Source organism: Antrihabitans stalactiti (assembly GCF_012932915.1).
GTDB classification, from domain to species: domain Bacteria; phylum Actinomycetota; class Actinomycetes; order Mycobacteriales; family Mycobacteriaceae; genus Antrihabitans; species Antrihabitans stalactiti.
In genome coordinates, this window is the sequence record NZ_VCQU01000015.1 from 1 (window position 1) to 26,707 (window position 26,707).

25 protein-coding genes are annotated in these 26,707 nt (G+C 63.5%); 12 read left to right on the plus strand and 13 right to left on the minus strand.

Annotated elements, in window-relative coordinates; all coding sequences use genetic code 11:
* Positions 1–149 precede the first annotated feature (149 nt).
* Genes FGL95_RS29585 through FGL95_RS29615 form a run of 7 tightly spaced genes read right to left on the minus strand, consistent with a single transcriptional unit; the run spans position 150 to position 9,068 of the window.
* Entirely contained in the window at positions 150–1,787 is a 1,638-nt protein-coding gene (locus FGL95_RS29585; protein WP_169594171.1) for an FAD-dependent oxidoreductase, read from the minus strand.
* A gap of 13 nt (positions 1,788–1,800) precedes the next feature.
* Positions 1,801–2,967, minus strand: coding sequence for a cytochrome P450 (locus FGL95_RS29590; protein ID WP_169594173.1), 1,167 nt, complete (start codon positions 2,965–2,967; stop codon positions 1,801–1,803).
* Positions 2,964–4,721 carry an AMP-dependent synthetase/ligase gene (locus tag FGL95_RS29595; protein WP_169594175.1) on the minus strand — a complete coding sequence of 586 codons (1,758 nt, stop codon included), beginning with the start codon at positions 4,719–4,721 and terminating at the stop codon, positions 2,964–2,966. Before FGL95_RS29595 ends, FGL95_RS29590 begins: the two co-directional genes overlap by 4 nt.
* Entirely contained in the window at positions 4,718–6,250 is a 1,533-nt protein-coding gene (mhpA, locus tag FGL95_RS29600; protein WP_169594177.1) for a bifunctional 3-(3-hydroxy-phenyl)propionate/3-hydroxycinnamic acid hydroxylase MhpA, read from the minus strand. Before mhpA ends, FGL95_RS29595 begins: the two co-directional genes overlap by 4 nt.
* Complete coding sequence (locus tag FGL95_RS29605; protein WP_169594178.1) at positions 6,247–6,993, minus strand: 1-acyl-sn-glycerol-3-phosphate acyltransferase; 747 nt, start codon at positions 6,991–6,993, stop codon at positions 6,247–6,249. The genes mhpA and FGL95_RS29605 overlap by 4 nt, the downstream gene beginning before the upstream one ends.
* The gene (locus FGL95_RS29610) at positions 6,990–7,925 is read right to left on the minus strand and encodes a fumarylacetoacetate hydrolase family protein (protein WP_169594180.1); all 936 of its coding nucleotides are present in this window, start codon (positions 7,923–7,925) and stop codon (positions 6,990–6,992) included. The genes FGL95_RS29605 and FGL95_RS29610 overlap by 4 nt, the downstream gene beginning before the upstream one ends.
* Positions 7,926–7,949: 24 nt before the next feature.
* On the minus strand, positions 7,950–9,068 hold the full coding sequence (locus FGL95_RS29615; RefSeq protein ID WP_169594182.1) for a VOC family protein: 1,119 nt from the start codon (positions 9,066–9,068) through the stop codon (positions 7,950–7,952).
* Positions 9,069–9,149: 81 nt separating this feature from the next.
* Between FGL95_RS29615 and FGL95_RS29620 the strand changes: the two genes are divergently transcribed.
* From FGL95_RS29620 to FGL95_RS29630, 3 genes are all read left to right on the plus strand, one after another.
* Entirely contained in the window at positions 9,150–9,818 is a 669-nt protein-coding gene (locus tag FGL95_RS29620) for a TetR/AcrR family transcriptional regulator (RefSeq protein WP_169594184.1), read from the plus strand.
* Between the two features lie 81 nt (positions 9,819–9,899).
* Positions 9,900–10,283: an SgcJ/EcaC family oxidoreductase gene (locus FGL95_RS29625; RefSeq protein WP_169594186.1), complete on the plus strand. Its 384-nt coding sequence runs from the start codon at positions 9,900–9,902 to the stop codon at positions 10,281–10,283.
* Between the two features lie 95 nt (positions 10,284–10,378).
* A complete protein-coding gene (locus FGL95_RS29630) occupies positions 10,379–11,347 on the plus strand; it encodes a carbon-nitrogen hydrolase family protein (protein ID WP_169594188.1) in 969 nt (322 codons plus the stop codon).
* Positions 11,348–11,353: 6 nt separating this feature from the next.
* On the opposite strand, the gene FGL95_RS29635 is transcribed toward FGL95_RS29630, so the two are convergent.
* Together FGL95_RS29635 and FGL95_RS29640 are read right to left on the minus strand one after the other, a co-directional pair.
* Entirely contained in the window at positions 11,354–12,265 is a 912-nt protein-coding gene (locus tag FGL95_RS29635) for a mechanosensitive ion channel family protein (protein WP_169594189.1), read from the minus strand.
* A gap of 112 nt (positions 12,266–12,377) precedes the next feature.
* Complete coding sequence (locus FGL95_RS29640; RefSeq protein WP_169594191.1) at positions 12,378–13,271, minus strand: LysR substrate-binding domain-containing protein; 894 nt, start codon at positions 13,269–13,271, stop codon at positions 12,378–12,380.
* An 84-nt stretch (positions 13,272–13,355) separates the two neighbouring features.
* On the opposite strand from FGL95_RS29640, the gene FGL95_RS29645 reads away from it, so the two are divergent.
* The 6 genes from FGL95_RS29645 to FGL95_RS29670 all read left to right on the plus strand — a co-directional run bounded on the left by FGL95_RS29645 (position 13,356) and on the right by FGL95_RS29670 (position 19,198).
* The gene (locus tag FGL95_RS29645) at positions 13,356–14,240 is read left to right on the plus strand and encodes an EamA family transporter (protein WP_169594193.1); all 885 of its coding nucleotides are present in this window, start codon (positions 13,356–13,358) and stop codon (positions 14,238–14,240) included.
* A 75-nt stretch (positions 14,241–14,315) separates the two neighbouring features.
* Positions 14,316–16,061: an ABC transporter substrate-binding protein/permease gene (locus FGL95_RS29650; protein ID WP_420838100.1), complete on the plus strand. Its 1,746-nt coding sequence runs from the start codon at positions 14,316–14,318 to the stop codon at positions 16,059–16,061.
* A gap of 3 nt (positions 16,062–16,064) precedes the next feature.
* Complete coding sequence (locus FGL95_RS29655; RefSeq protein ID WP_169594197.1) at positions 16,065–16,805, plus strand: amino acid ABC transporter ATP-binding protein; 741 nt, start codon at positions 16,065–16,067, stop codon at positions 16,803–16,805.
* 111 nt (positions 16,806–16,916) lie between these two features.
* The gene (locus FGL95_RS29660) at positions 16,917–17,123 is read left to right on the plus strand and encodes a hypothetical protein (protein ID WP_169594199.1); all 207 of its coding nucleotides are present in this window, start codon (positions 16,917–16,919) and stop codon (positions 17,121–17,123) included.
* A gap of 208 nt (positions 17,124–17,331) precedes the next feature.
* Positions 17,332–18,789 (plus strand): MFS transporter, encoded by a 1,458-nt coding sequence (locus FGL95_RS29665; RefSeq protein WP_169594201.1) that lies wholly within the window; start codon positions 17,332–17,334, stop codon positions 18,787–18,789.
* The gene (locus tag FGL95_RS29670) at positions 18,779–19,198 is read left to right on the plus strand and encodes a MarR family winged helix-turn-helix transcriptional regulator (protein WP_169594203.1); all 420 of its coding nucleotides are present in this window, start codon (positions 18,779–18,781) and stop codon (positions 19,196–19,198) included. The genes FGL95_RS29665 and FGL95_RS29670 overlap by 11 nt, the downstream gene beginning before the upstream one ends.
* 21 nt (positions 19,199–19,219) lie before the next feature.
* Here the strand turns inward: FGL95_RS29670 and FGL95_RS33070 are convergent, their stop codons facing one another.
* On the minus strand, positions 19,220–20,182 hold the full coding sequence (locus FGL95_RS33070) for a diguanylate cyclase (protein WP_169594205.1): 963 nt from the start codon (positions 20,180–20,182) through the stop codon (positions 19,220–19,222).
* A gap of 201 nt (positions 20,183–20,383) precedes the next feature.
* On the opposite strand from FGL95_RS33070, the gene FGL95_RS29680 reads away from it, so the two are divergent.
* Positions 20,384–20,860 (plus strand): DUF6764 family protein, encoded by a 477-nt coding sequence (locus FGL95_RS29680; RefSeq protein ID WP_240963408.1) that lies wholly within the window; start codon positions 20,384–20,386, stop codon positions 20,858–20,860.
* Positions 20,861–20,867: 7 nt separating this feature from the next.
* Here FGL95_RS29680 and FGL95_RS29685 read toward each other — a convergent pair whose 3' ends face one another.
* The gene (locus FGL95_RS29685) at positions 20,868–21,398 is read right to left on the minus strand and encodes a CinA family protein (RefSeq protein ID WP_169594209.1); all 531 of its coding nucleotides are present in this window, start codon (positions 21,396–21,398) and stop codon (positions 20,868–20,870) included.
* 221 nt (positions 21,399–21,619) lie between these two features.
* Positions 21,620–23,584, minus strand: coding sequence for an aconitate hydratase (locus tag FGL95_RS29690; protein ID WP_169594211.1), 1,965 nt, complete (start codon positions 23,582–23,584; stop codon positions 21,620–21,622).
* Positions 23,585–23,706: 122 nt separating this feature from the next.
* Between FGL95_RS29690 and FGL95_RS29695 the strand changes: the two genes are divergently transcribed.
* Positions 23,707–23,982 carry a hypothetical protein gene (locus tag FGL95_RS29695; protein ID WP_169594213.1) on the plus strand — a complete coding sequence of 92 codons (276 nt, stop codon included), beginning with the start codon at positions 23,707–23,709 and terminating at the stop codon, positions 23,980–23,982.
* 9 nt (positions 23,983–23,991) lie between these two features.
* On the opposite strand, the gene FGL95_RS29700 is transcribed toward FGL95_RS29695, so the two are convergent.
* Positions 23,992–25,464, minus strand: a complete 1,473-nt coding sequence (locus FGL95_RS29700) for a CYTH and CHAD domain-containing protein (protein ID WP_169594215.1) — start codon at positions 25,462–25,464, stop codon at positions 23,992–23,994.
* A gap of 232 nt (positions 25,465–25,696) precedes the next feature.
* Here FGL95_RS29700 and FGL95_RS29705 point away from each other — a divergent pair, with 232 nt between their 5' ends.
* Positions 25,697–26,704: a DNA topoisomerase IB gene (locus tag FGL95_RS29705; protein ID WP_169594217.1), complete on the plus strand. Its 1,008-nt coding sequence runs from the start codon at positions 25,697–25,699 to the stop codon at positions 26,702–26,704.
* Positions 26,705–26,707: the final 3 nt, after the last annotated feature.

Genomic DNA, 26,707 nt, shown 5'->3' on the forward strand with positions numbered 1-26,707 from the left:
GCCGATCTGAGCATGGACTAATCCAAGCCCGGTCTCAGGTGCCATCACCTACCCATCCAACAACCTGTCCCACATGTGGGTAGACATCAGATGTCCCACATGTGTCGAGACTGGACAGAGTCCATAGACTCCGAAAAGACTCACAGGGGTCAGGGTCGCGCTGCGGTTTCGAGATCGGTGCGGTCTACCAGTTTTACGCGGCGCCGGCCGGCCATTCGGCCAGCGGCCTTCTCATGAGCGTCGATGCGGTCCCAGCCATCGCCGTCGATCGGGGTGCCGCCGCGTGCGACGACCAGTTCGACAATGTCGTCGCGGGAACGGATCGGGGATTCGAGTAGACCCGCCGCGTGGTCGGCGAGTATGCGACCCGCGGTCTCCTGCCCGCATAAGCGATTCATGCCGATGCCGCCGCTGGGTCCTCGTTTGATCCAACCGGCGACGTAGACCCCGGGCTCATCGGTGACCGCGCCGCGATCGTTGGGAACGACGGCGCATTCGGCATCGAACGGGAGCGGTGGGATGGGTCTGCCGCGATAACCAATCGCACGAATGACGATTCCGGTCGTGACGGTGCTGCGCACTGGCGTGGCGACGACACCGCCGGTGTGGGTGAATTCATTGCGTACACAGGTGATAGACGTGACCGCCGAACCTCCGGTGATCTCCGCAGGCGAGACCAAGTAGCGGAACGCAATTCGCCGGCTGCCTGCCGTCGGTGTGCGGTCGGCGAAGTCTCGTGCGATGCGGATCTTAGCGGCGATCGTGCTGTCCAAGGTTCCTGCGGCGAGGGCGGCGGCGGTGCTTGGGTCGAGCACCAACCCGTCCGGATCGATGATCACGTCCACACACGGGATCTGTCCCATGGCAACGAATTCGGCATTCGTGTAGGCGGCTTGGGCGACGCCACGACGGCCCAGCACAACGACCTCGGTGACGTTCGAGCGCTTCAGCGCATCGAGCGCATGGTCGGCAATGTCGGTGCGGGCGAGCCGGTCCGGACCGCTAACGAGGATGCGGGCCACATCGAGTGCCACGTTGCCGTTTCCGACGATGACCGCAGTCGGCGTGGACAGGTCGAATTCGAGGCCGGCGTAGTCGGGATGCCCGTTGTACCAGGCGACGAAATCGGTGGCTGCGATCGAACCGGGCACGTCTTCGCCCGGCACGTCGAGACGTCTGTCTGTGGATGCGCCCGACGCATAGAGCACGGCGTGATAGCGCTCGCGCAGTTCGTCGTGCGTGACGTGCACGCCGACCTCGGTGTTGAGGAAGTACCGAAAGCCTGACCTGGCTGCCGTTGCGGCGAAGGCATTTTCGACTCGCTTGGTCGATTGGTGGTCGGGTGCGACACCGGCGCGGACCAGTCCGTATGGCGTTGGAAGGCGTTCGAACATGTCGACACGTACGCCGGGATTTCGTAGCAAATCGTCGGCTGCGTAGAACGCAGCAGGCCCGCCCCCGACAATCGCGACGTGAAGTTCGGTGGCCAGCGCCGGGTGCATCGCTCTAACAGGCTTGCTCCGAACCGGGGTGTGGTCTGTGTAGTAGGCGGCGTTGAGCTGCAGGAAGATTCGGTTGTTTGCATCCAGTCGGTCGTCGGGCTGGATCGCTGAGACCGGGCACTCATCGACGCACGCCCCGCAGTCGATGCAGGTTGCCGGGTCGATATAGAGCATCTCCGCCGTCGCGAAGTCCGGTTCGTCCGGCGTTGGGTGAATGCAATTGACCGGGCAGACGCTGAGACAGCTGGCGTCGTTGCAGCACGACTGGGTGATGACATGTGCCATCGTGACTCCTTCGTCAGGTGAAGCGAGCTGTGAACGACGCGAAGCCCTGAAGGCAGTTGTTGGTCAACGGCTTTGGATCTGACACCGTGATGGTGTCGACGCGGGGGATCATTGCGTGTAGCAGGGTCTGCATTTCGAGCTTCGCCAGTTGCATTCCGACGCAGGTGTGGATGCCGTGGCCCCAGCCGAGATTACTGCCACGCCGGTACAGAGCGAAGCGTTCCGGCTGGTCGAAGTGGCGCTCGTCCATGTTGGCCGCCGCGTACAGCAATACGACCCGATCGCCTTTGCGCAGCGGGACACCGTGCAGAGTGGTGTCGTCCGCGACAGTCCGCGTGAATCCGCGGATAGGCGAGGCGATTCGGACCGCTTCGACGACGGCGGTGGGCACCAGCGACGGATCGTCCTTGAGCTGCTGCCAGACGTCGGGGTTGGTGCCCAAGCTCCAAAGCATTTGCGCGGTCGCGAGAATGGTGGTGTCGAGGCTCGGGGCGACGAAATCGACAACCATGTTCTTGGCTTCGAGCCAGCCGACGTCGCCGCGGTCGGCAGCATCGAATACTGACGCTGCCCAGCCTCCGGGGGTGACGCTGTTTCTGTTGAGCCGGAGCGTGTAGGCGAGCAAACCCAGCGAGCTGCGTGCGGTCGTAATCGTTCGCTGGTTCGCGGGTCCGAGTCCGTCGAACGTGGCGGCGGCCCAAGTCAGCATCTGAGTCGGCGGCACAGTCAGGCCGACCAGTTCGGCGACCGCCTGGACCGGAAGCCGCGACGAAAAGTCTGCGACGGCTTCGAACGACTCTAATTCCAGCAGCCGCTCGACAGTCGCTACGGCTTCGTGCTCGAAGGTCTCGACTGAAGGAGCGAGCGCGCGAGAGGTCAACGAATGCATAAGGATCCGGCGGCGAGTCAGATGTGTCTGGTCGTCGCTCGACAACGTTGTGTAGCGGCCGAGCATATTGGCGATCGGGTTGGCGGCGACGCCGCGGCCGCTGCGGAAGGTGGTGTCGTCGCGCAATGCCTCACGTACATCGTCGAACCGACCCATCGCCCACAGCCGCTGTTTCGGCAACCACACCAGCGGTCCGGCGTCGCGAATGGTCCGGTAGATCGGCTGCGGATCGCGAATGACGTTGCCGCTGTACAGGTCGAGGTCGACGACCGGCGCGCCGCGCGACTTCATCGCCGCGATCCCTTTGCGGTGTAGATGGATTCGATGAGGTCGGCGTGATTGCGGGCGACGACTGCGCGTTTGATTTTGAGACTGGGCGTGAGCTCACCGGATTCGATGCTCAGTTCGCGCGGCAGGATGCGGAACTGCTTGATCGTTTCCCAGCGGTTGAGGCGAGTGTTGACCTGATCGATCGCGCGCTGGACCACATCGGTGACGGGATGGCCCGCTGCCGCGTCCGGGTCGAGGGTGAGCAGCACGCTCGCGAAGTTACGGCCGTCGGCGATGACGATCGCATGAGAGACGAGTGGGCATGCCGCTTTGATGGCCGACTCGATCGCCGTGGGGGCAATGTATTTGCCGCCACTGGTTTTGACGAGGTCCTTCTTGCGATCGGTGATGTTCAGGAAGCCATCGCTGTCCAGGGTGCCGATGTCGCCCGTCGCGAACCAGCCGCCGGCGTCGATCACCTCGGCGGTCTGCGTGGGGAGACCGTGGTACCCGCGCATGATCCCCGGCCCACGGAGCAGGATCTCGCCGTCGTCGGCGATCTTGACCTCCGTGCCGGGGAAGGCGCGGCCGACGGTGCCGATTCTGATGTCGTCGGGTCGGTTGACGAAGGATGCGCCTGTGGTTTCGGTCAGGCCGTAGCCCTCCAGGATCGGCAGTCCAGCGGCGGCAAACCATTCCGCGATCTGCGGGGACAGTGCGGCGCTCCCGGAGACGAGGTATTCGATATTGCCGCCGAGGCGGGCGCGGATTCGTGCGAAGACGAGGCGATCGGCAACTGCGAGTTGTGCTGTGCGCCAACGTGATATCGGCTGTCCCGCGGAGCGGCTGCGGACCGCGTCGACGCCGATGTCGAACGCCCACCCGAACAGCGCTCTCTGCGCGCCGCCACCCGATTCAGCCGTGGTGACGACACGGCTGTAGATCTTTTCGAAGATGCGTGGAGCGGCGGCCATGAAGCTGGGTTGGGTGATCGCGAGGTTGTCGACGATGCGGTCGATGCGTCCGTCGATGGCGGTGACAAAACCGATTTCGTACTGCGCGGCGAGGAGCAGTTTGCCGAACACGTGCGAGAGCGGCAGCCAGAGAAACTGCAGGTGGTCGGGGCGGATCACGCCTTCGGAGGCGATCGCGGCACCGAGGTAGAGCCAGTTGCCATGGGTGAGTTCCACGCCTTTGGGTCGCCCCGTCGTTCCAGAGGTGTAGACGATGGTGGCCAGGTGGTCCGTCGTCAGCGCGGCGAGCGCAACCTCGACGGCGGCGGGATTCGCACTCGTATGCGATCGGCCGATGTCGGTGAGTTGCTCGAGCGTCAGCACACCGTCGTCACCGCGTTCGCCGTCGAACATCACGACATATCGCACGCTGCCGACGAAACCGTCCGCGGTGCGCAGTTTGTCGAGTTGGTCCTCGTTTTCGGCGAAGACGACGGTGGCGCCGCAATCGGTGAGGATGTAGGCGACATAGTCGGCGTTGGTGCTGGGGTAGACAGTGGTGGTGGCGCCACCGGCCAGGGCGATCGCGAGATCGGCAAGCACCCATTCCAGGCGCGTGGAGCTGGCGATTGCGACGCGACTTTCTGCGGTGATCCCGAGCGCAATCAAGCCTGCGGCGAGTTCGCGGGAGCGCGACGCGGTATCGGACCAGGTCAGCGATTGCCAGCCACCGTCGACCGTCGGGGCGCGAAAGGCTTCGGCTGAAGCGGACTGCTCGCACTGGGCAAGGAAGCGGGCTCCGACAGAAGAGTAGGCGGTCATCGGGTCGTCTTTCGCTGCGGGTGAGTAAGTGTCAGGTGGGGGAGCAGTGCGACCGCGGTGAGGTCGCGTCCGGCGTGCATGACTGTGCGGTCCGGTCGCACGATCGCGACCGTGGCGCGCCGACCGTGCAGCCAACGACCGAGTTCGGAATCGGCGGGGGTGGTGATGACCACCGCTCCGCGCGCTTCGATGGTGCGGACCTGGGAAGCGCTCGGCGTATTCGTCGTGACGACTGTGAACCCGCCGCCGACGATGTCGTCGAACCGCTCACCGTCGAGCACGGGGTTCGGGCACAGTGTCCCGGTCAACTGGCGTGGTCGCAGCGATTTCAGGACGAGTTCGCTGCGGGACAACGGGGGAGTTGCACCATGCGAGATGGTGGCGCGAAGACCCGGAATATGGTGCAGGCGTGGGGCGATGGTACGACGCAACACATCGCCGAACCTGCCGCCTTCGGTCATGGCTTTCCCCATGCCGAGAGCCAGCAGAATCATGGTGCGGGCGTGGGGTCTGCGCTCCTGTTCGTAGGTGTCGAGGATCGACTCCGGCAGCGCGCCGTCGATGACGCCTGCGAGTTTCCAGGCGAGGTTCATCGCGTCGCGCAGCCCGGCGCCCATGCCCTGCCCGATGAACGGCGGCGTGAGGTGCGCTGCGTCGCCGAGTAGAAAGACATTGCCGACCCGCCATCGGTCTGCGAGCTTGGCGCGGAAGGTGTATTCGGCGACGCGGACCAGCTCGAGCTGTGCGGCGTCGGTATTGCCGATCCACGGTTCGAGGAGTGGCTGCACTGCGCTCAGGTCGTTGAAATCGGCAGCTGATTCGCCTGGTAGCAACCGGAATTCCCAGCGGTAGCGGGTCGGACCGATGCGCATGTAGGTGGCGGCGCGCACCGGATCGCATACCTGGTGCACCCCGTCCCACTGGGCCAGGTCGGCCGCGGTGGCGACATCGATGACGAGCCAACGCTGCTCGAGCTTCAGGTCCTTCATGGTGGAGCCGATCGCGGCGCGGACCATGCTGTTGGCCCCGTCGCAGCCGAGCAAGTAGCGCGCTGTGACGGTGTGCTGCTCGCCGGTTGGCCGGTCGGTGTAGGAGATCAGCACCGTGTCGTCGTCCTGGTGAATCTCGGTGACCTCGGAGTTGGGGCGCAACGTGACCGTCGGATAGTGGGAAAGGTTCTCCCGCAGTACAGCTTCCAGGTCAGGTTGGTCGAACATGTTGGCTTTCGGATAGCCGTGTATGCCGTCGGTCGTCTCCCGGCGAAATTCGGCGAGGACCCGCATGGTGTTGTCGCGCAGCTGAAGTCCCAGTGACGGGCGCGATATTGCAGCGAACTCGTCCGCTACTCCGAGGTGCCCGAGGATGCGATAGATCTCGTCGTCGAGATGGACGGCGCGCGGTTGCGGGTAGACGCCGGACCAGCGGTCCAGGACCAGGCACTCGATTGCGTACTGACCGAGCAGGGTCGCGGCGGTCACTCCGGCCGGTCCAGCGCCGACGATGACGACGGGAAAAGTGTTGGTGGTCATACTCTCTCACTGACCATCTGGTCGAGCCTCGACTGCATCGCACCGGCAACGCGGTCGGCGAAAGACGCTGCGCTTTCGCCGGACTCGGGCGTCATGGCCGGAAGGATCGCGGTGTCGAGTTTGGTGGGCAATGGGACGTAGGGGAGCATGCCAGCGACGCCGATGGACAGACCCCAGGGAATCGAGATGCTGATCGGAAGTGTCTTGACTCGCAGTAACTTCGGCAGTCGCAGCGCAGTAGCAAGCCCGCGGCCGTCGTGCAGGGCGAACAACGATTCTCCGGCGCCGGCCGTCACGATGGGAACGATCGGCACACCGTGTTCGATGGCGATCCGGGCGAAACCGGTTCGCCCGTCGAAACATATCGTGTTTCGTTCGCGCCAAGACTTTCCGGCGTCCACATCGCCACCCGGGAAGACGAGGATGTTGCGGTCGGCGGCGAATGCGTCGCCTACCGCGTGAGCGCTGGCCTTGGTGCCGCCGAATGCTTCGACGATTCTGCCGACCCCCATCGTCCAGGCGAGTTGGTGGACGAGCGCTGTTGTCGGGCGCGTCACCCCGGCGACGTCGAGCGAAACGAATGCGGCGGCGACGTTGAGGTCCACAAGTCCGCCGAACCCGTGGTTCGACACGAACAAAACCTTTGTGTCCGAAACGGTTTCGTCGACGACGACGCTGTGGCGGTGATAGCGCCGCAAGTAGCTGCCAACCGCCGCGCGGGTGAGCGCAACGACGTCGGTCATCGGGCGTACCGAACGACCGTGCGCTGGGTGCCGAGATCGATAGCGCCGTCGTCGGTAGCAACGGACAGTTCGACAACATCGCCGTCGTGCAGGTACTTCGGATTGTTGGCCTGGCGCTTGAAGAAGAGCTTCCACTTGGTCGCAGGCGGGAGCAGTGAGCCGATGATTTCCACGGGCTTCGCCGGTGCGCTGAGCGCGGTTCCGACCGGAGTTCCCGTCAGCAGTAGGTCGCCGGCGTCCAACCGCTGGAATCCGGTGAGAGCGGAAAGTGCCTCGGTGGGACGGTAGATCATGTCGGTGCCGACCAGCATGTCCTGGCGCAGCTCACCGTTGACGCGCAACTGTAGGCGGAGATCGGTGAATCGCTTCAGCTCGTCGCCATCGAGCAGCACGAGTGCCGGGCCGACCGGGGTGAAGGTCGGGTACGACTTCGCCTCGTAGAATTGGGTTTTCGGAAGCTGCAGATCGCGTGCAGAGACGTCGTTGGTGACGACGAGCCCGGCGACGTAGTCGGCGATGTTGGCGTCGGTAATCTTCGTGCCGACGGGAACCGCGCGCCCGAAGACGAGCCCGATCTCGACCTCGTAGTCGAGGAACTGAACGTGGCCGGGCTTGACGATGTCGTCGAACGGGCCGCTGATCGAGCCCGATGTCTTGCGAAAGAACGTCAACGGGATGGACTCGGGGTCCATTCCCGAATCCTTCACGTGGGAGCGAAAATTCGTCATCTGCGCGACGACACGGCATGGAGCGGAGACAGGGGAGACGAGGTCCAAGCTTTCGATCGGGACGGTCCCTGCACCGGCGCGGTCGATTGCGGGGCGGTCGGCGAGTAGTTGAGCGGTAGTTGTTGCAGCCGTGTCGATTTTGGCAGCGCCGGTCGGGGTGGCGACCCACCAGGCGTCGGTGGTACGGAGGATGGAGATGGACATGCAAGTGACCTTTCGAGAGGAGAGTTAGGAAGTAGCGACTTTCAGCAGACCGCGCAGCCTCGCGAGGTCGAATTCGTTGTCGTCACGGAGAGCGGAGACCACTGAAACGGCCTCGTGTCGAGCGGATCTCGGGTTCGTGCCGAGGAAGTCCTTGGTGACCGGCGGTCCCCATTGGGCAAGCCCAGAGGCGGTCATCTGGGCCCACCCTGGTTCGAGCGTGTTGTCGAACATGTCGCCGTCGCTGAAGTGTTCGACCAGGAAGCCGTCCGGATCACGCCAGTAATCGAAAATCTGGCTGCCCTGAATATGGCGACCGATTCCCCAAGAACGTTGGTAGCCCCGCTCGCGTAGATACTCGCCGCCAGCGGCCATGGCGTCGAGGTCGGCGACCTGAAAAGCGGAGTGCACATACCGATTCGACGGACCGAGCGTGAGGGCAAGGGTGTGGTGGTCGGTGGGCGTGGTGCCCCGATCGCAACGGATGAAGCTCATCACCGGGCCGCGTTCGCGCTGGCCGGCGTAGTAGAGGAAGTCGCTGACGATCAGACCGAGGTGCTCGAGGTACCAGTCCAGCGTTTCGCGGTATTTCGTCGATTGCAGCACGACGTGCCCGAGCCGCTGCACCAATGCCGGCTCGCGTGATGGTCGCTGGGTGGCGTTCACCCGGTTCAGGTCGTGTCCGAAGTTGAAGGTGTGCGGGCGCTGTGAGGGCAACGTTGCGAGTTGATGTTGGTCGGCGACGACGCGCACGGTAGCGCCGCTGGGATCGGTGAGGTCGACCGAGACGCCGCCGAGTGGGTCCGGGAGCGCGCGTACGGTCCGGCCGGTCGCCTCGGCGAGCCGCAGCACGTCCGCTGTCTCGGCAGCCTGAAACGCTGCGCCCACGTACCGCGTTCGTTCACCTTTCCGGACCACCACGCATGGCGCGCCGACATCGGTGCCACGCAGGTGCAGTTCGTCGGGAGTGCGCAGTGTTGGCGTGAATCCGAAAGCACGACCGAAGATTTCGGCACGATTGAGGTTGGGCTTCTCGAACTCCAGCCACGCGATGTCATGCACCTTCACGATCGGGTTGCGCGCCCGTCCGAGGTGTTCGCCGGCCAATGCACCCAGTTCGCTGTGCAGGTTGTGATGGTCTGACATGAACCGCTCCTTGTGTTTGTTGACGATATCGTCACATGCGACGGATGCGTCAGTCAAGAGTTTCTGACGATATCGTCAAAAATGAGGATTCCTGCTAAAGTGCGATCTGTGACAGTCGACGCCAGCCCGCCGGAAAACCGCCTCGATCGACGCAAGACGCGCACTCGTGCGGCACTTGTCAAAGCAGCCCAAACGCTCATCGCCGCAGGTCAGACCAATGTGCCGGTGCTCGAGATAACCCAAGCGGCCGACGTGGGGATGGGGTCGTTCTACAACCATTTCCAGAGCAAAGAGGACCTGTTCCAGGCCGCCGTGGACGAGGCGCTCGACGCGCACGGTGCCATGCTCGACGCGCTGACTGCACCGCTGACCGATCCGGCGGAAGTGTTCGCCGAGGCCTTCAGATTGACGGGGCGACTTCATCGGCTGGTGCCCGAGCTGAGCTTGGTCTTGATCAAGTCCGGGACCGCACTCGTCTCGTCCGACCGCGGTCTCGCTCCGCGCGCGTTACGTGACATCGAAGCGGGGATCGAGGCTGGCAGATTCACCATCCGTGACCCACAACTGGCGCTCGTTGCCGCAGCCGGCGCGATCCTGTGTCTTGGCCAGTTTCTGCACGACAATCCGGACCGCGACGACGCCGCCGCTAGCGATCAGCTCGCCGAAGACTTGTTGCGTATGTTCGGAATTCCCGCCGACGAAGCACATGAAATCTGCTCTCGGCCACTGCCGGACGCGAACCCGAAATAGGGAGTTCGCCCGATGATCGCCTGGCTCGCGTCGGACTAATTTCGACATGCACGCCAGGACATCATCGAAGGAGCACTTCCAATGGATACAGCACTTGATTCCGACACCCGCGTCGTGATCGAAGATTTCTGCCAGGCATGGAATCGCGGCGATGCAGCGGCTGTCGCACAGACCTACGCTGCTGACGGCCGTCTCATCAACCCACTCGGCGACAGCTACGACGGGCGAGAAGCAGTGCGCGATGGGTACGCCGAATACTTCAGTGGCATGCTCGCCGGATCGACCACCGAAATCTCGATCGACGAAATTCGTCGTCTCGCCGACGGACTGTTCGTCGTCGACGGTACGCAATTGGTCAGCGGTGCACCCTTACCGCCACTGCACATCACCGTGGTCGTTCGTGAGTCGAACGGCAAGGCCGAAATTGTCGAGTTCCGCCCGTATGCATTCCTCGTCGTGCCTTGAAATCTCGTGCGATTTCACATTCCCGATCCTGCTCGCATGGGAGGCTGATAGGCACCGACGCTATTCCCTGTCGCCCGTGCGTGGAGGAGTGCGATATGAAGCAAGTCATCCGTGGTGCGGCCGTGCAGGCTGCGTCGATCACCCTTGATACGGCGGCGACCACCGACAAAGCGTGTGAGCTGATTCGGGAAGCGGGGCGCAATTCCGCGGACGTTGTCGTTTTTCCCGAGTGCTTCATTTCCGCTTATCCAGCTTGGTTCGAATTCTTGCCTGCGATGTCTCCGGCGTTGAGCGACCTCAATGTGCGGTTGTTGAAGAGCGCCGTCGACGTGCCCGGGCCGGAGACGGCAAAACTCGGCGAGGCGTGTCGAGAGGCAGGCTGCTACGCGGTGGTCGGCGTGGTCGAGCGTTGGCAGGCGAATTCCGGTTCGATGTTCAATACCCAGTTGTTCTTCGGGCCCGACGGCCAGCTTCTTGGTAAGCACCAAAAGCTGACGCCCACCGGTTACGAACGGATGGTCCACTGGGGTGGTTCAGGTGAAACGTTGACCGTGGTCGATACGCCATGGGGCCCCCTCAGTGCACTGGCTTGCTCGGAAAACTCCAACCCACTCGCGGGTTTCGACGTGGTGTCTCGTGGTCCACGTGTGCATGCGATGAGTTGGCCCCCGCAATTCATCATGTCTGGCAGCGGACCCGACTTGCCTGACGTTTCGTCACTCACCGCACGCCATTTCTCGATCTTGTCGAAAGCGTTCGTCATAAGCGCCCCTGGTGTGATCGATCGGGCGTTCTACAAGGAGATGGCGGAAATGGCCGGCACTCCGGACGTCGACCTGGCAGCCGGCATCAGGGACGGCGGAGCGGTGATTGTTTCGCCGGGATCGGAAATAATCGCGGGCCCGGTCGCGCCGGGCGTCGAGCAAATCATCTACGCGGATATGGACCTCGACATCTGGGTCAAAATGAAGCTGTTGCAAGATTTCGCCGGCCACTACAACCGTCCCGATGTGTTCACACTCGAAGTCAATCGCACCCCGAGTCACTACGAGACGGCCAAATAAGCGCTCCTAATTTTCGTAGGTATAGGACCGACCGGTCGGGTAGGGCGCTGAGATGTCTTCCTTTGTGTAGGCATCGAGCACCGCGCGCTGCAATTCTCGCTGCACCGCCCATTGCCGACCTGGTTTGACCTTCACCGTCAATCGGATATCGACGGCGTCGGGTCGCACCGCTTGCACGCCCCACAACTCCGGGGGCTCCAGTACGTCTTGGGCCAGGTCGTCGGCACCCGCACGCTCGACGACGACGCGGTTGGCGACCTCGCAGGCGTGGTCGACATCGGCGGTGCGTGCGATCGGTAGGTCCAGCACGGCGACCGCGTGTCCCTGCGACATGTTGCCGACTCGGACGATTTCACCGTTGCGGCAGTACCACAAAGTGCCACTGACATCGCGCAGGGTGGTTACGCGCAACCCGACCGATTCGATGGTGCCCGTCGCTTCGCCGAGGTCGACGACGTCACCGACGCCGTATTGGTCTTCGAGCAACATGAAGATGCCGGAGAGGAAGTCGCGCACCAGATTTTGCGCGCCGAATCCGATCGCGAGTCCGATGATTCCGGCACTCGCGAGGAAGGGTCTCACGTCGAGGCCGACGGTCGCCAGGATCGCGAGCACGCACCACACCAGAACGATGAAGGAAACGGCCGATTTCAGGACCGAACCGATCGTGTTGGCGCGCTGCGCCCGGCGCTGGTTCTGCAAGACGCTGCGCCCTCGCGTTGGAGCGTGCGCTCGCAGCGGCCGCAACAGCGCGGCACCCGGGCCACCGGCGCGCGGCGTCGTGAGGCGGTCGATCGCGCGATGGCCGACAAAGCGGAAGGCGACCGCCAAAGCCACGTACACCCCGATTTCGATCGGCCGGTTGATCAGCCACTCGCTATGGTTCGCGGTCAGGTCGAAGGCGAGTTGGTCAAACATGACCTCGACTGTAGGGACGATCCGCGGAATGTCGAGCCCCTGTCGACCTGCGGTTTTCTGCTGTTTGTGCAGGTGAGGGTCTCCCGTTTGCGCTGACGAACTGTGCGTCGATTCACCATCTCAGGGTGATGTCGCTCTCGGCCGACGTGAGCTGATCGAGCAGGAGCCTGAGCGGTGACCAAGTCGACCGTCCGCGCCTGGTCACCGCGTACGCGCGGAGGACGAGGGTCCGTCCGGCGAGCGGGACCACCTTGACGCCCTCGCGCGTCGGGCGCTGTGCGGGTAGCAGTCCGACGCCGTAGCCCGCTGTGATCAGGTCCTCGACGAGGTCCAGGCTGTCGATCGCGTGTGCGATTCGCGGCGTGAAGCCAGCGAGCGAGGCCAGGGTGCGCACCGCGATCTCGTCGGCGGTGTTGCGGGAGTTCACGATCCACGGCGTCTCGGCATACATCGCGATGTCTATCGGACCGTCCGGTGCGTCGTCCGGTACGCCGAGTGCCCACGGTGTCGACCACAGCGGGACAGTTTCGAGGAGTGCGCCCGGGGCTGCCGGCACGAGGTCGTAATCGTAGGTGAGCGCGAGGTCGAGTTCGTCGTCGTTCAGCAGCGCGAAGGCCTCGGACGGCTCGTACTCGCTGAGCACGACATCGATCCCTGGATGGGTGCGATTCAGATCGGCCAATAATGGCAATAGTGAGGTCCGGATTCCTGTGGCGAAACCGCCGACGCGCAGCGTGCCGCTCGGCTCGGCATCCGGGTCGAGATCGAGCCGGGCGCCGTCGACGGCAGCAAGGATCGTGACGGCATGGTCGGCGAGTCGGCGACCCGCAGGTGTCAGTCGCACGCGGCGGCCATCGGGTTCGATCAGTTGTGCGCCTGTTTCTTTCGACAGCGCGGCGATTTGCTGCGACACGGTCGACGTCGTCAAACCATGGGTGTCGGCGACCGCGCCCATCGAGCCCAGACGGGACAGTTCCAGCAGCAAATGCAGGCGTCGGGTCTCCACTCGTCAATTGTTCGCAGAACATGAACGGTTTGTCCAGGAAAGTCACGTGGACGCGAACGGTTACGGCCACGTTCAATGGTCTTCATGACCAGGAACACCGCCAACACCGGCGCAATGATGGCGTTGACCGCCATGCTCTGCGTCCAATTGGGGCTCGGCATCTCCGTCGGCCTGATCGACCGGCTAGGGCCCGACGGCGTTGCCTGCCTTCGACTCGTGTGGGCCGGCGTGCTCCTGCTGATAATCGTCCGTCCTCGTCCGAGCGCTTTCACCCGCTCGACGTTCATCGCCTGCATCGGTCTCGGCGTCGTCACCGCGGCCGTGACGTTGCTGTTCATGGCCGCCGTCGATCGGATCCCGCTGGGCACAGCCAGCGCAATCGAGTTTCTCGGTCCGCTCGGTGTCGCGGTCGTACACGGCAGGGGCCGGGGGCGACTTGCCTGGCCGGGTCTGGCCGCGGTCGGTGTAGTGCTGCTGACCCAGCCGTGGGCCGGAGCTGTCGATCCGCTCGGGGTTGCGTTCGCGCTCGCCGCCGCCGGTTGCTGGGCGGCCTACATTCTGCTGACGCAACGCGTCGGCGACGCCGTCACAGGGATTACCGGACTCGCTGTATCGATGCCGGTGGCCGGTCTGACCGCGGCCCTCGTCGCCGGTCCGTCGATATTCGGGCGATTGACGCCTGAGGTGCTGATCATCGGAGTGGGTCTGGCACTGCTACTACCGGTCGTGCCGTTCGCGCTGGAAATGCTCGCGCTACGCCGCCTCACGACAGCCGCGTTCGGCACCTTGATGAGCCTCGAGCCCGCTTTCGCCCTTCTCATCGGACTAGTGATCCTGCATCAGGTGCCGGGTCCGGCCGCGGTTGTCGGCATCGGTCTCGTCGTGGCCGCCGGAATCGGAGCCGCCCGGACGGGCGCTCGAGCAATCACGCCGATCGCAACTCGGGTGGAACAACCGGACTACGCATAGTCTCTGGTGATGCTCCGCTCATTTTCCGTTAGAGTGCGCACGCTGTTCCTCGTTGCACTGACTGCCCTGCTAGCGATGACGCTCGCAGCGTGCGGGGGCGGTGGCGACTCCGGTTCATCGACGACGGACCTGTGCGCGCCGCCCGGCGTCGGCGCATCGTCCGCAGTACCGACGAACCTCGATTCTGCTGCAGCGCAAGCGGGGGAGGATCGCTACACGACGCCGACTACCAAACCCCTCGATCAGATCGACGTGACGAAGCTCGGCTTGATCACTCCCGGAAAGATCAGTGTCGGAACCCTTTCCGATGCGCCGCCGAGCATTTGCGTCAACTCGTCGGGGACGTTCACCGGGTATGACAACGAGCTGTTGAAGGCCATGGCCGCAAAGCTGGGACTCCAAATCGAGTTCTCCGGAACAGAATTCGCCGGTTTGCTGTCCCAGGTTGCGACGCGTCGATTCGACGTCGGCTCGTCGTCGATCACCACCACCGACGAGCGGCGCAAGACCGTCGGCTTCACCAACGGATACGATTTCGGCTACTTCTCACTGGTGGCGCCCACCGGTAGCCCGATCAAGGGGTTCGCAGATCTGAAGGCGGGCACCAGAATCGGCGTCGTTCAGGGGACGGTGCAGGACGATTACGTCGTCAACACGCTCAAGCTGGATCCAGTGAAATTCCCGGACTACAACACGGCTTACGCGAACTTGAAGACCGGCCAGATCGACGCGTGGGTTGCGCCCTCACAGCAAGCCGAAGGGGCTATCCAGGCCGGCGATCCCGCGTCGATCGTGCAGAACACGTTCAGCCTGAACAACTTTGTCGGATGGGCGGTCGCGAAAGACAATCCGGCGCTCGTCGATGCGTTGAACTCCGCGCTCGACGCCGTCATCGCGGACGGTACTTGGGCGAAGTTGTACGCAGATTGGGTCCCGCGCGAGCTGCCCGAAGGCTGGAAGCCCGGCAGCAAGGCAACCAAGCTTCCCGAGCTGCCCGATTTCGCGGCGCTTGCTGCCGAGAAGCAAAACGGTGCCGAGTCCGCAGCGCCCGCCGCGCGGAAGGGCACGTTCGAGCAGTTGGGCGACACGTTCTTCGATTGGGAGCTCTATCGCAAGGCGATTCCCGACCTGTTCAAGACTGGACTTCCGAACACGCTGATTCTGGCCTTGGTGTCTGGCGTCTTGGGAACAGTGCTCGGGTTGGCCCTTGCGGTGGCGGGGATTTCGCGGACGCGCTGGCTGCGCTGGCCGGCGCGGATCTACACCGACATCTTCCGAGGACTGCCTGCTGTGGTGATCATCTTGATCATCGGGCTCGGCTTCGGCCCTGTCGTCGGTGGGCTCACGAACAACAATCCCTACTGGCTCGGGGCGGTAGCCCTGGCGCTACTTGCCGCCGCGTACATCGGCGAGATCTTCCGGTCGGGCATTCAAAGCGTCGAGCCCGGCCAACAGGAAGCGGCGCGCGCACTCGGCTTCAGTTACCGGCAGTCGATGAGTCTGGTCGTCATCCCGCAAGGTATCCGGCGCGTATTGCCAGCGTTGATGAACCAGTTCATCTCGCTGATCAAGGATTCCTCGCTCATCTACTTCCTCGGACTTCTTGCGTCGCAACGCGAACTGTTCGCGGTCGGCCGTGACCTCAACGCCCAGACAGGCAACCTCTCGCCACTCGTTGCGGCGGGGCTGTTCTATCTAGCGCTGACGATCCCGTTGACGCACCTGGTGAACTACATCGACAAGCGGTTGCGAACCGGGAAGAAGGACACCTCGGGAACGCTCGATCCGCTCGACCAGGCCATCGTCGTGGAGAGGGGATAAGCCATGACCACTCAAAATACTCCGGTGTCGTTGACCGGTGAGAACATTCACCTCTCGTTCGGCACGAACAAGGTGTTGCGAGGCGTCGACATTCACGTCGACGCGGGCAAAACGACGACGGTGATCGGTCCGTCGGGGTCGGGCAAGTCGACACTGCTGCGAGCGCTCAATCGGCTACACGAGCCAGAGCAAGGCGACATCCTGATCGATGGAAAGTCCGTGCTGAAGGACAACCCCGACAAGCTTCGGCAACGGATCGGAATGGTGTTCCAGCACTTCAATCTTTTCCCGCACAAGACAGTCGCCGACAACGTCGCACTCGGTCCGCGCAAGTTGCAGGGCCTCAGCAAAGACGCCGCGCGCGCACTTGCCGTCGAGCAGCTCGAAGCCGTCGGGCTCGGGGCGAAAGCAGATTCGCGGCCCGGAAATCTGTCCGGCGGCCAGCAGCAGCGCGTTGCCATTGCGCGCGCCCTCGCGATGAAGCCCGAGATCATGTTCTTCGACGAGGCAACCTCTGCGCTCGACCCCGAACTTGTGAAGGGCGTGCTGTCGTTGATGGCGGACCTCGCATCAGGCGGTATGTCGATGATCGTCGTGACCCATGAGATGGGCTTCGCACGCTCGGTATCGGACACTGTGGTTTTCATGGACCACGGCCAGGTCGTCGAAACCGGTCCGCCGTCAGCGCTTTTCGAGAACGCCGAGACGGACCGCTTACGCCAGTTCCTTGCACAGGTGCTCTGATACGGCGAGCGACGTACACACGAACCCGTCGACGTACGGATGCGACGAGCACCCCGATATTGCGAAGGTTGAAGGCACAACCAACCACGCGATCGGAAGGCTCGGCCCGCCATGAACGTCTTGATCGAAATGACCGCCCTGTCGCTCAGCCGTTCCGCCAGCTGCGCCGACTCCGCCCACCTTGCCGCATGGTTCGAGGCGAAGGCGCGGCTGCACGGACACTTGGCTGTCGAAAACGGCGCCGACCGCGCCCGCGAGCGCGCACTGGCCGTCCAAGCACGCGAACACTCGTTGCGCCTGCTTCGCGCTGTCGCCTGAGGTCCCGCATCCCGTCTCGGAGTCAGCGCCCGAACCTGAGAAGAGCCTTGGAATGTTGTGTTCTCCCAGCGCCGTGCGGACCGCAGCGCTATCGTTCCGGGTGGACTTGGATCGCAAGGAAAGAAGCCCCGCACCTACTGGTGTGGGGTTTCTTGTTTTGTGGCGCACCCACTTGCATTGTCGACAGTTGTAGTTTAACAATAGTTGTATGAATACAACCATTGATGATCTGACGCCTAGGCGCAAGGCGATCATCCTGGTGTCCTGTTGCCTGAGCCTGCTGATCGTGTCGATGGACGCGACGATCGTCAATGTGGCAATTCCGAGCATTCGCTCCGACCTGCATGCGACTCCGTCACAGCTGCAGTGGGTCGTGGACGTCTACACGTTGGTGTTGGCGTCGCTGCTGATGCTCTCGGGTGCGACGGGGGACCGGTTCGGCCGTCGCCGGGTCTTCCAGATCGGGCTCGTCGTGTTCGCGTTCGGCTCGTTGTTGTGCAGTCTCGCGCCCAATATCGAGACGCTGATCGCCGCGCGCCTGCTGCAGGCCATCGGCGGGTCGATGCTGAATCCTGTTGCACTGTCGATTATCTCGCAAGTGTTCACCGGTCGGGTGGAACGCGCACGGGCGTTGGGCTTCTGGGGCGCCGTCGTCGGCATCTCGATGGCGCTCGGTCCGGTCGTGGGTGGCTTTCTGATCGAACTCGTCAGCTGGCGGGCCGTGTTCTGGATCAACCTGCCGATCTGCGCGGCTGCCATTGCGTTGACGGCGATCTTCGTCCCGGAGACCAAGTCGAAGACGATGCGCAACATCGATCCGATCGGCCAGGGGCTGGCGGTGGTCTTCCTGTTCGGTGTCGTCTTCACACTCATCGAGGGCCCGGGCTACGGCTGGAGCAACCCCCAAGTGGTTGCCGTAGCGATCGTCGCGGCGGTCGCGTTCGTGGCCTTCGTGCGCTACGAGCTCCGACGCCACGACCCGTTCATCGATCTGCGCTTCTTCCGCAGCATTCCGTTCGCCGGCGCGACCTTGACCGCAATCACCGCGTTCTCGGCATGGGGTGCGTTCTTGTTCATGATGTCGCTCTACCTGCAATCCGAACGCGGGTACTCCGCCATGCACACCGGCCTGATCTACGCACCGATTGCCATTGGCGCACTGGTGTTCTCGCCGATCTCGGGACGCCTGGTCGGGCGCTTCGGTGCTCGCCCGTCGCTGCTGGCAGCAGGTGTGCTGATCACCGCCGCCTCCGGCCTGCTGACCTTCCTGACCACGTCCACTCCGGTCTGGGGACTGCTGGTGATCTTCGCCGTGTTCGGGATCGGCTTCTCGATGGTCAACGCCCCGATCACCAACGCGGCTGTCTCTGGAATGCCGCTCGATCGGGCGGGCGCCGCGTCCGCGGTCACGTCGACCAGCCGTCAGATCGGGGTGAGCATCGGTGTCGCGCTGTGTGGTTCGGTCGCCGGATCGGCGCTCGCACACAGCGGCGCGGACTTCGCCGCGTCAGCGCGACCGCTGTGGTTCGTGTGCGTCGGAGCCGGAGTCGTCATCACGGTCCTGGGATACTTCACGACGACGCCGCGCGCCTTCCAGTCGGCGGAGCGCCTCGCTCCGTTGATCGCCGGCACTCCCACACCCAAGGAGGCTGTCCATGTCGGCTGACTCGAGCGCCGACGAGGTATGGCGTGCGATGGCGGCGGTGGTCTTCGACAACCGGGACGCCTGGCGGCGTGGCGTCGTCGAGCACACCGGGCTGCCGTTCAGCAGGATTCGGGTGCTCCGCAGACTGGCGAAGCGGGACATGACGGCCAAGGAGATCGCCGATGCTGCGACGATGGACGCGCCCGCCACGAGCGTCGCCATCAACGATCTCGAGGAGCGCGGACTCGTCGTGCGGGAAGCGCATCCGACCAATCGCAGGTTCAAAGTGGTCTCACTGACCGACGAAGGGCGGCGAATTGTCGCGAGTATCGACGGCCTCGACGATCCCGCCCCTGCGGTGTTCGCCGCGTTGAATCACAGCGAACTGAACACGCTGCAGTCGATTCTCGCCAAGCTCGCCTCTGATTGAGGCAATCGAGCCATCGGCCGGTTACCTGCGCTGACGTTCACGTTTGCGCTCGTACATCGCGGCGTCGGCGCACGTCCATGCACCGGGTAAGCCTCCCGCCATCATCGAGTACTGCGCATGGCCGATCGATGCGGCGACTCCGGCTTCGTCGAGTGCAGTCGACAGGCGATCGACCAGCTGCTCAGCGCCTCCTGGATCCGTATGTGGCGCAATGACTCCGAACTCGTCACCACCTACCCGCGCGAGAATGTCGGTGTCTCGCAATTGCTCACCGAGCACCTTGGCTGCCAGACGCAGATAGTCGTCCCCGGCGGGGTGCCCATGGGTGTCGTTCACCGACTTGAGGCCGTCCAGATCGATGCAGATCACGGCACAGGAATCGCCGAACCGGTGGTAGCGCGCCTCTTCCTTCTCGAGGAGTAGATCCCACGCGGTGCGGTTCATCAGCCCGGTCAAGCCGTCCGTTGCTGCCCGGCGCTCGGCCTGTTCGAGTTCGCGCTGCAAAGCGGTGCGCTCGAGGTCGGCGTCGAGAATCGTCGACAACAACCGGGCCAACAGTTCGACGAGCGGTCCATGCCTGTGGAACTCCTCAGGCATCACAGTGGGTGCGAAGGCGCACAGGGTGCCGAACAGTCGTCCGTCCGAGGTGACCACTGGATACCCGATGTAGCCCGCGACCCGGCCACCATCGGCCTCGGTGATGGCGAAATAGTCTGGAACCTGGCGAACGTCCAGAGCAATATGTGGCTGACCTTCGATCATGTATTTGCACAACGCCCCCGACCAGGGCACCGACACACCCGCGGGGATTCCGCCGAATGCGTTATCCACCACGGACAGATAGATCTGCTGATCATCGACAACGCGAGTGACCGTCCACAGTCCCATCGGGACGGCCTCACGCAGGAATGCCAGGATCGCCTCGCTCGCGAGGTCGAACCGAGCCGGGAGCGGCGGCGGATGGCCCACCAGTGCGGCGTCCACTGCAGATCCTCTCGAATTAGGCGACTTGAACGTCCACGCTAGCTGGGATCGGCCGAATTGACGATTGAGCATTCAACAGTTGTACCTCCGCTGTGCATTGTTTATGCATCGATTGGGTGGGTATCTCTCATGTGTTGTGGGCGCGCCAACGCGACCCACGCGTTCTCGAATGGAGCCCAAATGTCCAGTCAGCATCGCAGGATGTCAGCGTTGATCTTCTCCGGCGTCGTTGCGGGTATCGGTGGTGCGATCGTGGTCGCGGCGCCGATTGCCACCGCGACGCCAGTCGAGTGCCGCGCGCCCGGTGCGAGTACGGCCGGGAACGTCACCGACACCAGTGAATGTTCGGCGACCAGCACGAACGGCAGCGCGGCAGCCGCGTTCGGCGTCGATGGATCGGCAACCTCGGCTGCCGGGCCGCAAGCGTTGGCGCTCGCGATCGCCATGTCGGGCGGCACTGCGATGTCACAGGCTCAAAATCTCTCCGGACCGGCTGCAATCGCGATAGGCCCCGGCGCCACAGTCGACCTCACCGGGGTTCGCCCCGGACTCACTTTGGGCATCGCCACGAATGGCGCCACGGTGACGGTCGACGGAGTCGGCACGCCGACCTGCACAGGCGGACCGGCCTTCGCCGGTGACTTCCAAACTTTGCAGGGTTGCTTGTCGCTTCGGTGATCGCGGATTAGTTGCGCGCAGTGTCCCCGTCGCGAGCCCGCGTCAACAGCAGTTCGACGGCCTTTTCGACGGTCGCGTCGACGATCTCGCCCGGATCGCCGTCGAACTGATGTCGTTCGGTCGTGACGACGCCGCGGTCGCAGATGGCGAACCATACCGTCCCGACCGGCGCGTCTTCTTGCGGATCGGGTCCGGCCTCGCCGGTCACCGCGACCGTGAGGGTGGCACCCATCATCGTCGCCACGGCGTTGACCATCGACCTGGCGGCCTCTTCGCACACGACTGGCCCTGGCGGCACCTGCAGGACCGATTGCTTGACGGACTTGCTGTATGCGACGACACCGCCGCAAAACCATTGGCCAGAATTGGAGGCACTCCCGAGCCGCGACGCGATGCTTCCCGCTGTCAGCGATTCCGCTGTCGCGATCGTCAGACCTTTTTTCCGCGCAGTGTGTGACAGCTCCTCGCACGGGTCGACGCCGGCGGGATCAGCCAGCGCTGCCTCCGCGCCGACGATGAGGCCCAGGCTGGTAGTCATCGAGCACCCACCGCAGTAGCGAGGACGAATTCGACTGCCCCGTCGGACTTCTCTTGAAACTTCTTGCACGCCTTCGGTGCGGACACCATTGTGTCACCGAGCACGTCGATCACCTCCGTGTGTGACGAGTGCCCGTCCGTCGCACGTTCGAAACACCCCACGTCGGCACGGCTGGTTCACCTGTGTTCGATCGACGCTTGCGCCGAACTCGTCGTCGGGTCCTACTGCGCCTCCTCGTTTCGTCGCGCGAGCACTGGAATCCGCCCGCCCGCGAGCACTGCTTCGACCTGCCGTTCGGAAAGTCGATGCGAGACGGCGTATCTCTCGTCCTTCGTGGTGTTGCCGATTTCGAGGCGGGGGCCGCCGGGGAGCAGGTCCCGGATGCCATCGAGCAGGAGTGTGTCGTTCTCGTCGATCCGGTCGTAGTCTTCGGGGTCGTCGAACTCCAACGCTAGGACCCCGAAGTTGGCGAGATTCTGCCAATGAATGCGAGCGAACGACTTCGCGATCACCGCATGCAGCCCGAGGTAGCGCGGAGTGATCGCAGCGTGCTCACGAGACGACCCTTGCCCATAATTGTCGCCGGCAACGATCATGTGCCCGGTCGAATCCGCGATCTTGCGAGCATCGTCGGGGTAGGAATCGCGGACCTGAGTGAACGTGAAATCTGCGAGCTTCTGAATGTTCGAGCGGAACGGCAGCGCACGCGCACCCGCCGGTGAGATTTCGTCCGTGGAGATGTCGTCGCCCACCTTCAGTAGCACCGGCGCCTCGATCTTCTCGGGCAGCGGCGGAAAGTCTGGCAGCGCCGAGATATTCGAGCCCCTGATCAGCTCGACAGTGCTTGCTTCGTCAGGCTCCAGTGGCGGGACGAGCATGTCGGTGTTGATCGTGGATTTCTCAGGTAGGTCGACAACGGGGTAGTCCACACCGAGTCTGTTGGGAAGGTCGCGGGGGTCGGTGATCTCGCCTGTAAGTGCTGCTGCGGCGGCAGTTTCCGGCGAGCATAGCCACACCGAATCCTCTTTTGTGCCAGACCGGCCTGGGAAGTTGCGTGGAAATGTGCGCAACGAATTGGTGCCGGAGGCTGGCGCCTGTCCCATTCCGATGCAACCCATGCATCCGGCCTGGTGGATGCGCGCACCGGCTTGGATGAGATCGAGTGTCGCGCCCATCTTCGTGAGGTCGGCGAGTATTTCACGGGAGGTCGGGTTGACGTCAAAGCTGACGGCGTCGTCGGTTTGTCTGCCTGCGACGATTGCCGCGGCGATCGCAAAATCACGTAATCCAGGATTGGCCGACGAACCGATGACGACTTGGTTGACCTCTGTGCCCGCGACCTCCCGCACCGGCACGACGTTGCCTGGCGACGATGGCTTCGCGATGAGCGGCTCCAATTCCGACAGATCTATGTCGTCTTCGACGTCGTAGTCCGCGTCCTCGACCACGTTTTCGCAGAAGTCGTCATCGCGCCCTTCTGCGCGGAGGAAGTCGCGGACCGCGTCGTCGGCCGGAAAGACCGTCGCCGTTGCTCCGAGTTCGGCTCCCATATTGGCGATCACATGTCGGTCCATCGCAGTCAGCCCAGCTAACCCCGGGCCGTGATATTCGATGATCCGGTTCAGGCCACCTTTGACGCCGTGCCTGCGCAACATCTCGAGGATGACATCCTTGGCTGAAAGCCATTGTGGCAGTTCGCCATGCAACCGTATGCCCCAGATCTCGGGCATTCGAAGGTAGAGCGGCTCGCCGGCGATCCCAGAGGCGACTTCCAGCCCGCCCACGCCGATTGCGAGCATCCCTAGCGACCCTGCTGCGCACGTGTGCGAATCGGATCCGATCAGGGTCTTACCCGGCTTCCCGAACCGCTTCATGTGCGTCGGGTGGGAGACGCCATTGCCGGGCTTGGAGAACCAGAGCCCATAGCGACGGCATGCCGATCGCAGGAAGGCATGGTCTTCCGCGTTCTTTTCGTCGGCTTGCAACAGATTGTGATCGATGTATTGGACGCTGACCTCGGTCCGCGCCCGATCGAGGTTCATCGCCTCCAATTCCTGCATGACCAGCGTCCCTGTCGCGTCCTGCGTCAGGGTCTGATCGACCTTGATGGCGATCTCTTCGCCGGCGACCATTTCACCCGAAACCAGATGTTCGGATATGAGCTTCTTGGCCACTGCGTCTTTCATACATCGGGCATGCCCGCCAGCGTGTGGTCCTAATCGTGCAGTCCCACCGGGGCCGTGTTTAGGGTCGCGGGAGACGCGGTAACCGACGCAAGAGAGCGTGTCTGGACGGAAGGATCGCAGCGATGGCACCGCCTACTCGAACAACCACGACAGACCACGAAGCCATCAGGCGATGGGTGGAGGCACGTGGTGGAACACCGACCGCTCGTCGCGGAGTGGGCACCGCCGACGCGTCCACCGAATTGGGGATCGACTTTTCCCAGCATGGTCGCGACGACGACATCAAGCACATCAGCTGGACGGACTGGTTTGCCCAGTTCGAGCATGCCGACCTCGCGTTCAGCACCAACGGAAGCGAGACCGACGATACGTTTTTCGAATTCGTATCGCGGAATTGAACTGGTCGATCAATTCTTCGTCGACCACCGTGCGATTCGTCGGCGCGCTTCGGCGGCTGCCGCTCGTTCGTGGGCGTACAGCACTCCGTATGTAAAACCCTGCTCCGCGGCGTGCGCGGTTCCGGCGCCGGCGCCGAGCTCTCGAAGCGACTGGGCCGCAACCACACTGTCCTGATGGTCGCCGAGAATCTTCTGCACCTTCTTGTGTTGCTTGATCTGTTTCTTCGCAGACTTGCGCCCGAGAACCGGCGCCGCGAGTTCGGCGGCATACCGTGCGCGCTTGGCAGCCTTGCGTGCTCGGTGAAACGCTTGTTCGTCGACGCCGTTGTCGACGGCTTTGCGTAGTCGCTTGCGAGCCTTGCGGTCGGCCCGCCGGACGTCTGGTTTCAGCTTCGGATGCTGGCGCGTGTCGGGCGAGAACGCTGGCCGCCGTTGCCATTTCGCCAGTGCTTCCATCAGTTCCGCGTACCGATCGCCGGCCAGAGCGGCGTCGACGAGCACTCGAGCCTCCGAATAGCGCCTGCCCATGTGATGCTCCAGCCATGCGGTCACATCGCCCACGACCAGCGTGGGATCGAGCCCGTCGACTGCTTTCGTCAGCCGTTTCCGCTGCACGGTTGCGTCGCGCATGTCCCCGAGAAGTCCCGCGTACCAAGACAATTCTTCGCGCAGCGCGTGTGCCTGGTCGGCGTCGAACACGTTCGCGAAGGTCCGCAACGAGCTACGCAATCGGCGAATTGCGACGCGTGTGTCGTGTACGGGGTCGAGACCACGCCGAAGCGCGACGTCACCGGCAACAATCGCGCGGATCTGCTGGGCGAGATAGTCGCTCACGGCGTCGAGTGTGTCGGGGTCGTCGACCGACACGGATTCCGCGGCGGTGACGGGCGCAAGTGCGCGTTCGATCTTCGATGCGGACGTCGACGGTCGGGCACCGGCGTCGCGCAGCCATCCACCGATTTCAGCCAGCATGTCCTCATCACAATTGCCGGCCTCGACTTCGACTTCACGCCAGCTCGTGAGTGTCGCCTCGTCTCCACCGGGCACGCTCGCCCGAACGGTGTCGTCGTCGACCTCGGCGATCAGCGCATCGACGTTGTCCAAGATGCGGTGCGATTGCCGGTTCGTCTTTATGTACGCAACCGGATGCATGGGCGTGCGGTGGGTAACGCCGGAGACGATGTCAGCCAGCTCGGTGGGGATCGAATCGGAATCCTCGCCGAGTGGCGCGCGAATCTCGGTCCGTGCGTTGGCGTCGGGGACCTTCAGCTGCCACCCGTTGTCTGCGTCGCCCACCCTGCGCCGCAACAGCATTCGATTGTGCAGCAGGTCGAGATCAGGGGTGTCGAAATATGTGCTGTTCAGCCGGATCGTGGCGACGTCGAGTCGCCCACCTTCCGGCACTGCCGCTGCCAATCGGGGAAGCTCGAAGTCGGCTGCCACGTCGAACTTGTCTTCACGTTCGCGGTGCGTGTGAGCCATACCATCGAGTACCCAAGTGGACCCCGACCAATCTTCGGTCTCCGGGGCGTGTGATACGCGAAGCTGCCGTGCTGGTTTCACGCCGGGGTCGCCGGGGAATCCAGGGCTTAGGAGGATGGTGATGACCCGATTCGGATTCACCCGCATGGCAGCAGCACAACGCGGACCCACGCATTCAGAGACGCTGCTCGCAGCGGCGGCTTGATCGAGACTCGGGCGGGTCATCGGGCGTATGCGACTTCGACACAGCAATCCTGACGGTCCGGGGATCCATCGCACTCGCCGCGGCCGCGGCTTCTCGTATGCCGATGAGCATGGCAAACGGACTACCGATGAGGCCGCCCTCGAACGAATCCGGGCCCTGGTCATCCCACCTGCCTGGCAGGACGTGTGGATCTGTCCGTACCCGAACGGGCACATCCAGGCTGTCGGTGTCGACGTTGCAGGTCGGCGCCAATACATCTACCACGAGCAGTGGCGCAGCGAGCGTGACGAGGAGAAGCATGATCGGGTCCTGCTGATGGCTCGTCGACTTGGTGCGCTGCGAGAACAAGTGGAGGCAGACCTTCGGACGCGCGGCATCACCAAGCGGCGGGTAGAGGCTGTTGCGCTGCGAATACTCGATCGGGGCGTCTTCCGCGTCGGCGGCGAGGAGTATGTCGACGAGAACGGTACGCACGGAGTGGCGACGTTGCTGCGAAGTCAGGTCAGGCTCAGCGGTGACCGCGTGAGCTTCGACTACCCGGCGAAAGGTGGCATTCGGCGTCAGGTGGTGATCACCGATCACCTTATGGCGGTTGCGATTCGCGCGCTCCGTCGAGCAAGTAAGCCGGGCTCGGATCGATTACTGATCTACCGTGCTGGCAGCGAGTATCGCGAATTGCATGCCGACGACGTCAACGTCAGATTCAAAGAACTCGCAGGCGACGACTGCTCTGCGAAGGATCTTCGAACCTGGCACGCGACGGTACTCGCTGCGGCGGGCCTCGGCACCGCAGATGTCCCGGATTCCGAACGGCAGCGGCGCAAGGTCGTTACGCAAGTGATGAAAGACGTCGCCGTAGCGCTGGGAAACACACCGGCAGTGGCTCGGAGCTCGTACGTTGACCCGAGAGTGATCTCGGCGTACGAAGACGGCTCCACGATTCGCCCGGCTTTGCGACGAGCTAAAAAGAGTGCGCCGGATGAGCAACAAGATGTGATCGAGCGGGCGGTACTGCGCCTGGTCCGGTCGACGTGACGG